Here is a 13,155-nt window from a genome sequence, read left to right as displayed (position 1 = left end):
AAAGCTTTCAATGAAGCGCGTCGATGATTTCCGCCTGCGGCTGGGCAAGCAGGAACTGGTGCCGATCGTGGTCGGCGGCATGGGTGTCGACATTTCGACCGCCGAACTTGCCCTTGAGGCGGCTCGCTTGGGCGGCATCGGCCACATTTCCGACGCCATGGTGCCGACGGTTTCGGATCGTCGCTTCAATACCAAGTACGTCAAGAACAAGCTCAGGCAGTACAAGTTCAACGTCGCCAATACCGAGAAAGCCGTGGTGCAGTTCGACCTCGGCCTGCTGGTGGAAGCCACGGCCCTGCATGTCGGGCGCACCATGGAGGCCAAACGCGGCGATGGCCTGATCTTCATCAACTGCATGGAAAAGCTGACCATGAACGCGCCTCGGGAAACCCTCCGTGCGCGGCTCAAGGCGGCACTGGATTCGGGCATCGACGGCATCACCCTGGCGGCAGGACTGCACCTGGGCTCATTCGCGCTGATTGAGGATCATCCGCGCTTCCGCGACGTCAAGCTCGGCATCATCGTTTCGTCGCTGCGCGCCCTGCAGCTGTTCCTGAAGAAAAGCGCGCGCACAGGCCGCCTGCCGGACTATGTCGTGATCGAAGGACCGCTGGCCGGCGGGCACCTGGGCTTCGGCATGGATTGGGCGAAATACGACCTGGCCAGCATCGTGATCGAAATCCGCGACTGGATGAAGGCCGAACATCTCGACATCCCGTTGATTCCGGCGGGCGGCATTTTCACCGGCTCGGATGCCGTCGCCTTCATGGAAATGGGCGCCGCCGCCGTGCAGGTCGCCACCCGCTTCACCGTGTCCAATGAATGCGGCCTGCCCGAAGATGTGCAGCAGGAATATTTCAAGGCCAGCGAGACGGACATCGAGGTGAATACGATTTCACCGACCGGCTATCCAATGCGCATGCTGAAGAACAGCCCGGCGATCGGCTCGGGCATTCGTCCCAACTGCGAGGCTTTCGGCTATCTGCTGGATTCCGCAGGCAGTTGTCAGTACATCGAGGCCTACAACCGCGAAGTCGCGCTGCATCCGGGTGCGAAGAAGATCAAGGTGATGGACAAGACCTGCTTGTGCACCCATATGCGCAACTTCGAGTGCTGGACCTGTGGTCACTATACCTACCGCCTGAAGGACACCACGCGGCGCAACGAGGACGGCAGCTATCGTTTGTTGTCGGCCGAGCATATCTTCCACGACTACCAGTTCAGCACCGAAAACAAGGTCGCGCTGCCTGATTGAAATCTGCTGCGCCGTGGGCCGGGGCGGCGCTCGCTACGTTTTCTGCGCGATTTAGGCCGGGAAAACCCCGGTCGACAGATAGCGGTCGCCGCGGTCGCAGACGATGCTGACGATCACCGCGTTCTCCACCTGACTCGCAATGCGCAAGGCGACCGCCAGCGAGCCACCGGATGAAATCCCAGCGAAGATGCCCTCCTCGCGCGCCAGCCGGCGCGTCATTTCCTCGGCCTGCCCCTGGCTCACGTTTTCGACCTGATCGACGCGCGAGCCGTCGTAGATTTTCGGCAAATAGGCTTCCGGCCACTTGCGGATGCCGGGAATCTGCGAACCTTCCTCGGGCTGGCAACCGATGATGCGGATCGCCGGATTCATTTCCTTGAAATAGCGCGAGCAGCCCATGATGGTGCCGGTGGTGCCCATGCTGGAAACGAAGTGGGTGATGCTGCCTTCGGTGTCGCGCCAGATTTCCGGCCCGGTGCCTTCGTAGTGCGCCAGCGGATTGTCCGCATTGGCAAACTGGTCGAGCACGATGCCCTTGCCATCGGCGACCATTTTCTCGGCCAGATCGCGCGCCGCTTCCATGCCACCGGCCTTGGGCGTCAGAACCAGTTCGGCGCCGAAGGCGCGCATGGTCTGGCAACGTTCGACGCTCTGGTTCTCCGGCATGATCAGGATCATGCGGTAGCCGCGCATCGCGGCGGCCATCGCCAGCGCGATCCCGGTGTTGCCCGAGGTGGCCTCGATCAAGGTGTCGCCCGGTTTGATGCGGCCGCGTGCCTCGGCGTGGGTGATCATCGACAGCGCCGGCCTGTCCTTGACCGAACCGGCCGGATTGTTGCCCTCCAGCTTGGCCAGGATCACGTTGTTGCGCCGGGCGTTCTCCGCGCCGGGCAGGCGCTTGAGCTGCACCAGCGGGGTGTTGCCGACGAAATCTTCGAGCGATCTGTATTTCATTTCGCGAGCCATTTCACATAGTCGGCCACGCCGTCTTCGACGGTGGCGAAGGTTTCCTGATAGCCGGCTGCGCGCAATTGCCCAAGATCGGCCTCGGTAAAGCTCTGGTACTTGCCTTTCAACGCATCCGGAAAGGGAATGTATTCGATGATGCCCTGCGCCACCAGTTCGGCCACCGACTGAGCCGGCTTGCCTTCCAGCGCGCGGCAGGCATTCACCGTTGCGGCGGCAAGCTCGTTGAAGCTCTGCGCGCGGCCGGTGCCGAGATTGAAAATGCCCGATGCCCGGCTTTCGAGGAAATCCATGTTGACCTTGACCACGTCCCCGACATAGACGAAATCGCGCCGCTGCTCGCCGTTGCCATAGCCGCCATAGCCCTCGAACAGCTTGACCTTGCCCTCGGCCCGGTACTGGTTGAAGTGATGGAAGGCCACCGAGGCCATGCGTCCCTTATGCTGTTCGCGTGGGCCATAAACGTTGAAATAGCGGAAGCCGGCCACCTGGGAGTCGGCGTTGGCGAGGCGGCGACGTACCACCTGGTCGAAGAGAAATTTCGAATAGCCATAGACATTGAGCGGCGCCTCGAACTCGCGTTCCTCGCGGAATACGCCACCACCGCCATAGACCGAGGCCGAGGACGCATACAGCAGCGGCATCTCCTGCTCGGTGCAGAAATCCAGCAGGGACAGCGAGAAGCGGTAATTGTTGGCCATCATGTAGCGGCCATCGGTTTCCATGGTGTCCGAGCACGCACCTTCGTGCAGGATGGCCTCGACGCCGCCGTCGAGCTGGCCGTTCTCCACCAGTTCGAGGAACTCGCGCTTGTCGAGGTAGTCGGCGATCTCGCAGTCGGTGAGGTTGAGAAACTTGTCGGCGCGGGTCAGGTTGTCGACCGCGATGATGTCGGTGACGCCACGCTCGTTGAGCGCCTTGACCAGGTTTGCGCCGATGAAGCCGCAGGCGCCGGTGACTACGTAGTACATAAGTTCCTCATCCTTCCATATTGAGCGGGCAAAGCCCGCTCCTTCTTAGTCACCCCCTTCCCCGGGAAGGGGGCTGGGGGGATGGCGCCTCTATGGACGTGCAGTCTTCAGCTCCTGAAGACTGCACGTCGCCGTGCCCAATTTGCCGACCACGATGCCTGCGGCGAGATTGGCCTGACGCATGGACTGCGGCAGGGACAGGCCGCTGCCCAGCATCACCGCCAGCGTCGCAATCACCGTGTCTCCGGCGCCACTGACATCATAGACCTCGCGCGCCACGGCGGCCTCATGGGCCACAGCACCGGCCGAAAACAGCGTCATGCCTTCCTCGCTGCGGGTCACCAGCAAGGCTTCCAGCTGCAATTCCTCGCGCAGACGCATGGCTTTGCGTTCAAGTTCGGCATCGTCTTTCCAGCGCCCGACGACCTGGCGCATCTCGGACCGATTCGGCGTCAGCAGTGTGGCGCCGGCATAACGGGCGTAGTCCTCGCCCTTCGGATCGACCAGCACCTGCTTGTCGGCGGCGCGGGCCAGGGCAATCATTTCCGTGATGTGGGCGAGACCGCCCTTGCCGTAATCGGACAGGATCACCACGTCGCAGTCGGCCAGGCGCGACTCAAAATCCGCCAGTTTGGCCTGCAGCACTTCGTGATCCGGAGAGTTCTCGAAATCGATGCGCAGCAACTGCTGCTGGCGGCCGATCACGCGCAGCTTGACCGTGGTGCTGAGCTTGGCGTCCTCGTGCAGGCTGCATTCGATGCCGGAATCATTCATCAGCCGCGCCAGGCTCAGGCCCGCCTCGTCGGCACCGACCACCGAGAGCAAGGCCACGCGCGCGCCCAGGGCGGCGCAGTTGCGCGCCACGTTGGCGGCGCCTCCCGGGCGCTCTTCAACGCGCTCGACCTTGACCACCGGCACCGGCGCTTCCGGCGATATGCGCGACACCTCGCCGAACCAGTAGCGGTCCAGCATCACATCGCCGACCACCAGGATGCGGGTGTTGGAAGTGTCAGGAACCAAGTTCACAGGCGGCCGATCGCGAAGTATTCCAGCCCGGCCTTGCGCGGCGTCGCCGGATCGTAGAGATTGCGGCCATCGAAAATCACCGGCGTCTTCAGCTTGGCCTTGATCGCCGCAAAGTCCGGGCTGCGGAATTCCTTCCACTCGGTGACGATGGCCAGTGCATCGGCGCCGTCGAGCGCTTCCATCGGCGACGCGGCATAGCGGATGCGCGGATTCTCGCCGAGGATGCGCCGAGCCTCATGCGCGGCCACCGGATCGTAGGCCTGGATCGCTGCGCCGCGTGCCAGCAATTCCTCGATCAGCACCAGGCTCGGCGCCTCGCGCATGTCGTCGGTATTGGGCTTGAAGGCCAGGCCCCAGAGGGCGAAAGTCTTGCCGTCGAGATCCTTGCCCAGGCGCGCGGTGATCTTGTGCCCCAGCACGCCCTTCTGCACCTGGTTGGCCGCCTCGACCGCCTGCAGCACCTGCAACTCCTGTCCGGCATCCTGCGCGGTGCGAATCAGGGCCTGCACGTCCTTGGGAAAGCAGGAACCGCCGTAGCCGACTCCCGGATACAGGAAATGGAAACCGATGCGCGGATCGGAGCCGATGCCCTTCCTGACCAGCTCGATGTCGGCACCGAGCTTTTCGGCCAGGTTGGCGAGTTCGTTCATGAAGCTGATGCGGGTCGCCAGCATGGCGTTGGCCGCGTATTTGGTCAGCTCGGCGCTCTTCACGTCCATCAGGATCAGGCGTTCATGATTGCGCTGGAATGGGGCGTAAAGCTCCCGCATCAGGGCTATCGCCCGCTCGTCGTCGGCGCCGACGACAATGCGGTCAGGCTTCATGAAGTCGTCGACCGCCGCACCTTCCTTGAGGAACTCTGGATTGGAGACCACGCTGAAGTCAATCTTGGCGCCACGCCCGTCGAGCTCTTCGGCGATCGCCGCGCGTACCTTGTCGGCAGTACCCACCGGAACCGTGGACTTGTCCACCACGACCTTGTAGCCGTCCATGTAGCGTCCGACATTGCCCGCGGCCGCAACCACGTATTGCAGGTCGGCGGACCCGTCCTCGTCGGGCGGCGTGCCGACGGCAATGAACTGCAGCACGCCGTGGGCGACCGCGGCCTCGATGTCGGTGGTGAACCGCAGGCGCCCGGCCGCTTCGTTCTTCCTCACCATGGCCTCCAGGCCGGGTTCGTAAATCGGAATGCCGCCTTCGTTGAGGGTGCGGATTTTCGCCGCATCGAGATCGAGGCAGAGCACGTCGTTGCCTACGTCTGCCAGGCAGGTGCCGGAGACCAGGCCGACGTAACCGGTGCCGATGACGGTGATCTTCATGGAGTTCCTCTACAAGGTAATATCGAATTCTTCGGTGCGCCGGGGCGGGTAGGTTTCCCAGCCGCCGCAGCCGGGGCAGCGCCAGTAGAACTGCCGCGCCTTGAAACCGCAGGCGTCGCAACGATAGCGCGCGACGCGGCGGGTGTGATTGTGGATCAGGTTCTTGATCAGTTCGAGGTCGGGGCGGCGCTCGGGCGGCACCACCAGGATTTGCGCCTCGAGCAGCTTGTCGAGTCCGAGCAGCGTCGGATTGCGCCGCAACTCGTCGCGCACCAGCGTATAGGCGACTTCGGCGCCGTCGTTGTCGAGCGTCGCGCGAAATACCGCGTCGAGCAGATCGAGCGAGGGATGACGTTCCAGCCAGCCGCGCAGGAGCTGCACGCCCTGTTCGCGGCGCCCGGCCTGGATGTGGGCGGTCATGAGCTTTTCCGCGGCCAGCGCGAGATACACCGGATTCTGCTGCTCGATGCGCTTCCAGTGGTCGATCGCCTCGTTTACGTCACCTCGACCAGCGTCAACTTTTGCCGCCAGGTCTCCCAGCAGCAAGGTGGCGCGCACGCATTTGCGGTTGGCGGCCAGCGCCTCGTCGAGCAGCCGGCGCGCTTCGTCGTGACGATCGTGAAGCATTTCGTTGGCGGCCATCTCGCAACGAAACTCGGCGATTTCCTTATGCCAGAGATGATCGGAATGGTTGGGCATGGCATCGCAAATGGCGATCGCCTTGGCCCATTCCTTTTCCTGCTGGTAGATTTCCAGCAGGTTCTTCAGCGCTTCCTCGTCGCGGTCAGTGCCGCGCAATTTGACGAAGATGTCCTCGGCGCGGTCCAGCAGGCCGGCCTTGAGATAGTCCTGGCCGAGTTCCGATAGCGCATGCAGGCGCTGGGCTGCCGACAAGCCATCGCGTTCGATGAGGTTCTGATGCACGCGGATGGCGCGGTCGGTCTCGCCGCGGCGGCGAAACAGGTTGCCCAGCGCGAAATGCAGTTCTATGGTTTCCGGATCGACGCGCGCCGCCTCGATGAAGGCCTCGATGGCCTGGTCCGGCTGTTCGTTGAGCAGGAAATTCAGGCCCTTGAAATAGGATCGCGGCAGGGCGCGCGATTCCTTCAGGAGCTGCCTGATATCGATGCGCGCCGCGACCCAGCCGAGAACGAAAAAAGCTGGCAGAACCAGCAGCCACCAGAGTTCGATTTCCATGGGGCTAATGCGGCTCGCGCGAGGAAGTGCGGTCGGGGCGCAGGAATACGCCCAGCGCCGCGGTCAGCCCGACCGCCACGCCTATGGCGAATACCGTGAGGATCACCAGCGAGATCGGCGCGGTCCAGGACTGTTCGAGAAAGAAGCGCAGTTCCATCGGGCCGCTGTTCTTGATCGCCAGTCCGAACAGGCCGACGAAGACCACGATACGCAACAGCCAGACAAGAAGCTTGAGCAGGGTGGTCACAATAGAATTCTGAAGGTCAGCAAAACGGCACCCTGACTAGGGTGCCGCTCTGATGCAAGCTGCGCGGCTCATGGCCGATAATCGACCCGTTCCCGCAGTTCCTTGCCGGCCTTGAAATGGGGCACGTACTTTTCAGGTACCTGCACCTTGTCGCCCGACTTCGGATTGCGACCTACACGCGGTGGCCGATAGTTCAGCGCAAAGCTGCCGAAGCCGCGGATCTCGATGCGATCACTGCGCACCAGCGCCGCAGTGAGGGCATCGAGCATCATCTTGACGGCATAGTCGGCATCCTTCGCCACGAGCTGGGGAAAACGCTCCGCCAGCCGGGCGATGAGTTCCGATTTTGTCATAAGGTCGGATTGTTATGACTGCTGGTTGAGTTTGGCCTTGAGCAGCGCGCCCAGATTGGTCGTGCCGCTGCTGGCCGAACTGCTGTCCGATGCAAGCTTCTGCATCGCCTGGCTCTGTTCCACCTGATCCTTGGCCTTGATCGACAGATTGATCGAGCGCGTCTTGCGGTCGACATTGACGATCATGGTTTCGATCACGTCGCCGACCTTCAGATGCTGAGTCAGGTCTTCGATGCGCTCGCGGGAGAACTCGGAGACGCGCAGATAGCCTTCGACCTCGGAACCCAGATCCACCACCGCACCGCGCTGATCGACGCTGGTCACCGTGCCGGACACCAGGCTGTTCTTGTCGTGAGTCGCAACGAAACTGGTGAAGGGGTCGCCATCGAGTTGCTTGACGCCGAGCGAAATGCGCTCCTTCTCGACATCGATGGACAGCACCACGGCCTCGACTTCATCGCCCTTCTTGAAGTTCTGCTTGGCCTCTTCGCCGGTGGCCGACCAGGACAGGTCGGACAGATGCACCAGGCCGTCGATGCCGCCGGGCAGGCCGATGAAGATGCCGAAGTCGGTGATCGACTTGATGGCGCCGCGGACCTTGTCGCCCTTCTTGTGGTTCATCGCGAAATCGTCCCACGGGTTCGCCATGCACTGCTTCATGCCGAGCGAAATACGGCGACGGTCTTCGTCGATTTCGAGGATCATCACTTCGACTTCATCGCCCAGTTGGACAACCTTGGTCGGGTGGATATTCTTGTTGGTCCAGTCCATTTCCGAGACGTGCACCAGGCCTTCGATGCCCTGCTCGATTTCGACGAAGGAACCGTAATCGGTCAGGTTGGTGACCTTGCCGAACAGGCGCGTGCCCTGCGGATAGCGGCGGGCGATTCCCACCCACGGATCTTCGCCCAGCTGCTTCATGCCGAGGCTGACGCGGTTCTTTTCCTGGTCGAACTTGAGCACCTTGGCGGTGACTTCGTCGCCGACGTTGAGCACTTCCGACGGGTGACGCACACGACGCCAAGCCAGGTCGGTGATGTGCAGCAGGCCATCGATGCCACCGAGGTCGACGAATGCGCCGTAGTCGGTAATGTTCTTGACGATGCCCTTGATGACGGTGCCTTCCTGCAGGTTTTCGAGCAGCTTCTGGCGCTCTTCACCCATGCTGGCTTCGAGCACGGCGCGGCGCGAAACCACCACGTTGTTGCGCTTGCGGTCGAGCTTGATGACCTTGAATTCGTATTCCTTGCCTTCGAAAGGCGTGGTGTCCTTGACCGGACGGGTATCGACCAGCGAGCCGGGGAGGAAGGCACGGATGCCATTGACCATGACGGTCAGGCCGCCCTTGACCTTGCCGGTGATCAGACCCTTGACCAGGGCGCCGTCGACCATGGCCTTGTCGAGATCGTTCCAGGCGGCGATGCGCTTGGCCTTCTCGCGCGACAGGCGCGTGGCGCCATAGCCGTCTTCGAGCATCTCGATCGCCACCAGGACGAAATCGCCCGGCTTGGCTTCGAGTTCGCCACGTTCATTGTGGAATTCCTCGACGGGAATCATGCTTTCGGATTTGAGACCCGCATTGACGACCACGAAATTCTGGTCGATGCGAACAACTTCGGCCGTGATTACTTCACCGGCACGCATTTCCTGGCGCTGGAGGCTTTCCTCGAACAGGGCGGCAAAGCTCTCCATGGGTGAAGCTTCGGCAATAGCAGCAGTAGACATTGAGTTGGGGACCTTACGGATGTGTGTCACCGGGGTGACGGGTTGGTTGATTTTCGCCGCAACAGCCGGGCGGCCGTTGCGACACCATTACTGTGTTGCTCTACTCGTATGACAATTTCCTGATGCTTGAATCACAGTGGCGACCGCTGGACGATGCTCATTACGGCTGCCACTGCTGCTTCGATGTTCATCTCGGTGGTATCCACCAGATCCGCATCGTCGCAATGCCGGAGGGGCGCCACGCTGCGTTGGGCATCGCGCGCATCCCGTTCCTGCAAATCTTGCAAAAGGGCGTGCATGTTAGCAGGCATCCCCTTTGCGATCAACTGTTTATAGCGTCTTTCTGCACGCGCCCCGGCCGAAGCGGTAAGAAACACCTTGGCGCCGGCCGCGGGGAAGACCACCGAGCCCATGTCGCGACCGTCCGCCACCAGGCCCGGGAAGCGACGGTAGGCCCTTTGCCGGGCCAGCAAGGCGGCGCGCACTGCCGGCAAAGCCGCCACTTTCGAGGCGCCAACCGAGATTTCCTCGGTACGGATGGCGTCGGTGACGTCATCGTCCGCGAGCAGAATGCGGCCGCCGGAGAAACTGGCGGGCAGGCCGGCCGCCAACGCGGCGACGCCGGTTTCGTCATCCAGCGCAAGGCCGGCGCGTAACGCCGCCAGGGCGGTCAAGCGATACAGCGAGCCGCTGTCGAGGTAGTGGTAGCCGAGGGCTGCCGCAACGCGCTCGGCCACCGTGCCCTTGCCCGAGGCCGACGGGCCGTCGATGGCGATCACCGGTGCGGTGATTTCGGCGAAGGCGTCGAAGTAGTCGGGGAAGGTCTTGTTCACGCAAGCGGGGTCGTTGATGGTGAGCGGCACGCCGCCCAGTGCCGCCAGCGAAAAGCACATTGCCATGCGGTGGTCGTCATAGGTGTCGATAGCGCAGTTAGGCACAAGAGTTGGCGCTGGTGAGACGGCGAGCCAATCGGCGCCCTCCTCCACGATCGCTCCGAGTTTCCTCAGTTCGGTGGCCATCGCTGCGATGCGGTCGGTTTCCTTGACGCGCCAGGAGCCGATGTTGCGCAGCAGGCAGCGGCCGTCGGCGAACAGCGCGGCAACGGCCAGCGTCATCGCCGCATCGGGAATGTGGTTCAGATCGAGATCGAAAGCTTTGAGCTTGCCGGAGACGGGCGCCCGCGCCTCGATATGCTGCTCGCCCCACTCGATGCGTGCGCCCATCGCCTGCAACGCCTCGGCAAAGCGTACATCGCCCTGGATGCTGTCGCGGCCGACGCCTTCGACCCGCACCGGGCCGCCGCCGATGGCGCCCGCGGCGAGGAAGTACGAGGCGGCCGAGGCATCGCCTTCGACATGCAGCACGCCGGGGCTGCGATAACCCTGCCCCGCGGCAAGCGTGAAGCGCTGCCAGCCCTCGCGTTCGACGTGCACGCCGAAGCGCGCCATCAGGTTCAGCGTGATCTCGATGTAGGGCCGCGAAATCAGCTCGGTGGTCATTTCGATCATCGCCGCTTCCCCAGTCAGCGGCAAGGCCATCAGCAACGCGGTGAGGAACTGCGAGGAGACATCGCCGCGCAGACGGATCGGCGCGGCGAGTTTCACGCGCGCCGGATGGATGGCCAGCGGCGGAAAGCCGGGCGTGCCGCTGTAACGGATATCGGCGCCGATCTGCAGCAGGCCATCGACCAGATCGCCGATCGGCCGCTCATGCATGCGCGCCACGCCGGAGAGGCGGTAATGCCCTCCCGACAAGGCCAGCGCCGCGGTCAAGGGGCGAATCGCGGTGCCGGCATTGCCCATGAACAGATCGGCATTCTTGACCGGGAAAACCCCGCCGCAGCCCTCGACGCGCCAGGCATTGCCGGCCCGCGAAGCGGAATCCCCGGCATGCAAAGCACTGCCCATCGCCGTCACGCCAACGCCAACTTTCTCCAGCGCCGCCAGCATCACGCGCGTGTCATCGGAATCGAGCAGATCGCGGATTTCGGTCGTGCCTTGCGCCAGCGCGGCGAGCAGCAGCATGCGATTGGAAATGCTCTTCGAGCCGGGCAGGCGCACGCATCCCGAGGCGGATCGCAAGGGCGGCAGATTCAGGCTTTCCATCACTCCCCCGGCGGCGGCAGGGAATCGAGCCAGGCGTCGCGCCTTGCCCGCGCAGTCGAGAACAGTTCCTCCAGCCCCTCCGCATCGGCGGCGGCCAGGAGTACCCGGGTGCGCATCAACTCGGCCATGTAGGCATCGAGTTCGAGCAGCAGCGCCTTGCGATTGGCGACGCAGATGTCGCGCCACATCTCCGGATGGCTGCTGGCGATGCGCGTGAAGTCGCGGAAGCCGCCGGCGGCGAAGCCGAACAGCTGATCCGAATTGGGGCGCTGGGCAAAATCATGGACCAGCGCAAAGGCCAGCAGGTGCGGCAGATGACTAACGGCTGCGAAAAGACGGTCATGTTCCTCTGGGGCGAGTTGCGATACCTTCGCTCCGCAAAGTTCCCAGATCGTGCGCACTGCCTGCACATCGGCGGCGGAGTTTTCCGGCAGCGGTGTCAGCACCACGCGGCGGTCAACATAAAGTTCGGCCTGGGCAGCGGCCACGCCGCTCTTTTCGGCGCCGGCAATCGGGTGGCCGGGTACGAACTGCCCGATCTTGTTGCCGAACGCGGCGCGCGCCGCTACGACCACGTCCGACTTGGTGCTGCCGCCGTCGGTGACGATGGTGTGCGGCTGCAGATGCGGCGCCAGCGCATTCATCACCGCCGGCATCTGGCCCACCGGCATGCCGAGCAGTACCAGGTCGGCGCCGTCCAGCGCAGATGCCCAGTCGGTCGCGATCGCGTCGATCACGCCGAGGCGCCGCGCCTGCTCCAGCGGCGCGCGCGTGCGCCCCATGCCCACCACCTGCAAATCCTGCCGTAGCGCCAGCGCCGACTTCTTGAGTGCAAGGGCGAAGGAGCCGCCGATCAGCCCGACGCCACAGATAACGATCTTGCTTTGCGCCATCAGAGCGATGTTTCCAGCGCTTCCAGGAAGCGTGCGTTCTCGGTCTCAAGGCCAACCGTGACGCGCAAATGATTGGGCATGCCGTAGCCGCCGATCGGCCGCACGATCACGCCCTGCTTCAGCAAGCGGCCGTTCACACCGGCGGTGTCGGCCACCTCGAAGGTGACGAAATTGCCGTGGGACGGAATATGCGACAGGCCGAGCCGCTTCAGGCCGGCAATGATCTGCTCCATGCCGCGGCGGTTGGATTCGTAACTTGCAGCAAGGAAGGCATGGTCGTCGAGCGCAGCAATGGCGCCCGCCAGGGCCAGGTTGTTCACGTTGAAGGGCTGGCGCACCCGGTTCAGCAGGTCGATCACCTCTGCCCGCCCTACCCCATAACCGACGCGCAGTCCGGCCAGGCCGTAGATTTTCGAGAATGTGCGGACCACCAGCAGGTTCGGGAAATCCCTGATCCAGGCCACGGTGTCGGCACGGTCGGCCGGCGCCAGGTACTCGGTATAGGCCTCGTCGAGCACCACGGCGATATGTGCCGGGATTTTTTCGATGAATGCGCGCACTTCGGCTTGCGGCAGGAAATTGCCGGTGGGATTGTTGGGGTTGGCAATCCAGACCATGTGCGTGTCGGGACGGATTGCGGCGAGCATCGCCGCCGGATCATGGCCATAGTTCTTCGCCGCGGCGGCAATGCATTCGGCGCCGGCGGACATGGTCGCCAGCGGATAGACGGCGAATGCATGCTTGGAGAACACGGCCGAACGCCCCGGCGCCAGAAATACGCGGGCCGCCAGGTCGAGCACGTCGTTCGAGCCGTTGCCCAGCACCACCTGCTCCAGCGCCACGCCGTGGCGCTCGGCCAATGCGGCGATCAGATCGAACTGGTCCGGGTAGCGCTCGACACCGGCCAAAGCCCCTTCGACCGCCTTGCGCGCCAGCGGACTCATGCCCAGAGGATTTTCGTTCGAGGCCAGCTTGACGATCTTTTCGACCGGCAGACCCATCTGGCGGGCCAACTCGGTGATCGGCTTGCCGGGGATATAGGGCGAGATGGCTCGAACATAGGACGGAGCCTGGAGAACAATGCTCATGGTCGGACCT

12 protein-coding genes are annotated in these 13,155 nt (G+C 63.3%); 1 reads left to right on the top strand and 11 read right to left on the bottom strand.

Translation table 11 applies throughout. The annotated features are described in order from the left end of the window. Positions 1 to 10: 10 nt before the first annotated feature. Positions 11 to 1,255, top strand: coding sequence for a nitronate monooxygenase (locus RMO95_RS00160; protein WP_310448557.1), 1,245 nt, complete (start codon positions 11 to 13; stop codon positions 1,253 to 1,255). 51 nt (positions 1,256 to 1,306) lie between these two features. On the opposite strand, the gene cysM is transcribed toward RMO95_RS00160, so the two are convergent. The 11 genes from cysM to hisC form a co-directional block, all read right to left on the bottom strand. Further along, the gene (gene cysM / locus RMO95_RS00155; protein WP_310448556.1) at positions 1,307 to 2,209 is read right to left on the bottom strand and encodes a cysteine synthase CysM; all 903 of its coding nucleotides are present in this window, start codon (positions 2,207 to 2,209) and stop codon (positions 1,307 to 1,309) included. Further along, a complete protein-coding gene (rfaD, locus tag RMO95_RS00150; protein WP_310448555.1) occupies positions 2,206 to 3,192 on the bottom strand; it encodes an ADP-glyceromanno-heptose 6-epimerase in 987 nt (328 codons plus the stop codon). The genes cysM and rfaD overlap by 4 nt, the downstream gene beginning before the upstream one ends. Positions 3,193 to 3,282: 90 nt before the next feature. Further along, a complete protein-coding gene (gene rfaE1, locus RMO95_RS00145; RefSeq protein ID WP_310448554.1) occupies positions 3,283 to 4,218 on the bottom strand; it encodes a D-glycero-beta-D-manno-heptose-7-phosphate kinase in 936 nt (311 codons plus the stop codon). Then, entirely contained in the window at positions 4,215 to 5,537 is a 1,323-nt protein-coding gene (locus RMO95_RS00140) for a UDP-glucose/GDP-mannose dehydrogenase family protein (protein ID WP_310448553.1), read from the bottom strand. The genes rfaE1 and RMO95_RS00140 overlap by 4 nt, the downstream gene beginning before the upstream one ends. Before the next feature lie 9 nt (positions 5,538 to 5,546). Beyond that, positions 5,547 to 6,734 carry a lipopolysaccharide assembly protein LapB gene (lapB, locus tag RMO95_RS00135; protein WP_310448552.1) on the bottom strand — a complete coding sequence of 396 codons (1,188 nt, stop codon included), beginning with the start codon at positions 6,732 to 6,734 and terminating at the stop codon, positions 5,547 to 5,549. Between the two features lie 4 nt (positions 6,735 to 6,738). Further along, complete coding sequence (locus RMO95_RS00130) at positions 6,739 to 6,981, bottom strand: LapA family protein (RefSeq protein ID WP_310448551.1); 243 nt, start codon at positions 6,979 to 6,981, stop codon at positions 6,739 to 6,741. Between the two features lie 68 nt (positions 6,982 to 7,049). After that, on the bottom strand, positions 7,050 to 7,334 hold the full coding sequence (locus RMO95_RS00125; protein ID WP_310448550.1) for an integration host factor subunit beta: 285 nt from the start codon (positions 7,332 to 7,334) through the stop codon (positions 7,050 to 7,052). Positions 7,335 to 7,346: 12 nt separating this feature from the next. Next, on the bottom strand, positions 7,347 to 9,059 hold the full coding sequence (rpsA, locus tag RMO95_RS00120) for a 30S ribosomal protein S1 (protein ID WP_310448549.1): 1,713 nt from the start codon (positions 9,057 to 9,059) through the stop codon (positions 7,347 to 7,349). A 131-nt stretch (positions 9,060 to 9,190) separates the two neighbouring features. Continuing rightward, a complete protein-coding gene (locus tag RMO95_RS00115) occupies positions 9,191 to 11,164 on the bottom strand; it encodes a bifunctional 3-phosphoshikimate 1-carboxyvinyltransferase/cytidylate kinase (protein WP_310448548.1) in 1,974 nt (657 codons plus the stop codon). Beyond that, positions 11,164 to 12,057, bottom strand: coding sequence for a prephenate dehydrogenase (locus RMO95_RS00110; protein ID WP_310448547.1), 894 nt, complete (start codon positions 12,055 to 12,057; stop codon positions 11,164 to 11,166). The genes RMO95_RS00115 and RMO95_RS00110 overlap by 1 nt, the downstream gene beginning before the upstream one ends. Beyond that, complete coding sequence (hisC, locus tag RMO95_RS00105; RefSeq protein WP_310448546.1) at positions 12,057 to 13,145, bottom strand: histidinol-phosphate transaminase; 1,089 nt, start codon at positions 13,143 to 13,145, stop codon at positions 12,057 to 12,059. Before hisC ends, RMO95_RS00110 begins: the two co-directional genes overlap by 1 nt. Between the last annotated feature and the right edge of the window lie 10 nt (positions 13,146 to 13,155).

The organism is Sulfuritalea sp. (assembly GCF_031426875.1).
Taxonomy (GTDB): Bacteria; Pseudomonadota; Gammaproteobacteria; order Burkholderiales; family Rhodocyclaceae; genus Sulfuritalea.
The sequence above is the reverse complement of the archived record's forward strand: the minus strand, read 5'-3'. Positions and strand labels throughout refer to the sequence as shown.

Excerpts from the sequence above, each read along its gene's own strand:
- RMO95_RS00115 (WP_310448548.1), bottom strand. The coding sequence starts at position 11,164 with ATGGAAAGCCTGAATCTGCCGCCCTTGCGATCCGCCTCGGGATGCGTG.
- lapB (WP_310448552.1), bottom strand. The coding sequence starts at position 6,734 with ATGGAAATCGAACTCTGGTGGCTGCTGGTTCTGCCAGCTTTTTTCGTT.
- rfaD (WP_310448555.1), bottom strand. The coding sequence starts at position 3,192 with ATGTACTACGTAGTCACCGGCGCCTGCGGCTTCATCGGCGCAAACCTG.
- hisC (WP_310448546.1), bottom strand. The coding sequence starts at position 13,145 with ATGAGCATTGTTCTCCAGGCTCCGTCCTATGTTCGAGCCATCTCGCCC.
- RMO95_RS00125 (WP_310448550.1), bottom strand. The coding sequence starts at position 7,334 with ATGACAAAATCGGAACTCATCGCCCGGCTGGCGGAGCGTTTTCCCCAG.
- RMO95_RS00140 (WP_310448553.1), bottom strand. The coding sequence starts at position 5,537 with ATGAAGATCACCGTCATCGGCACCGGTTACGTCGGCCTGGTCTCCGGC.
- rpsA (WP_310448549.1), bottom strand. The coding sequence starts at position 9,059 with ATGTCTACTGCTGCTATTGCCGAAGCTTCACCCATGGAGAGCTTTGCC.
- cysM (WP_310448556.1), bottom strand. The coding sequence starts at position 2,209 with ATGAAATACAGATCGCTCGAAGATTTCGTCGGCAACACCCCGCTGGTG.
- RMO95_RS00160 (WP_310448557.1), top strand. The coding sequence starts at position 11 with ATGAAGCGCGTCGATGATTTCCGCCTGCGGCTGGGCAAGCAGGAACTG.
- RMO95_RS00110 (WP_310448547.1), bottom strand. The coding sequence starts at position 12,057 with ATGGCGCAAAGCAAGATCGTTATCTGTGGCGTCGGGCTGATCGGCGGC.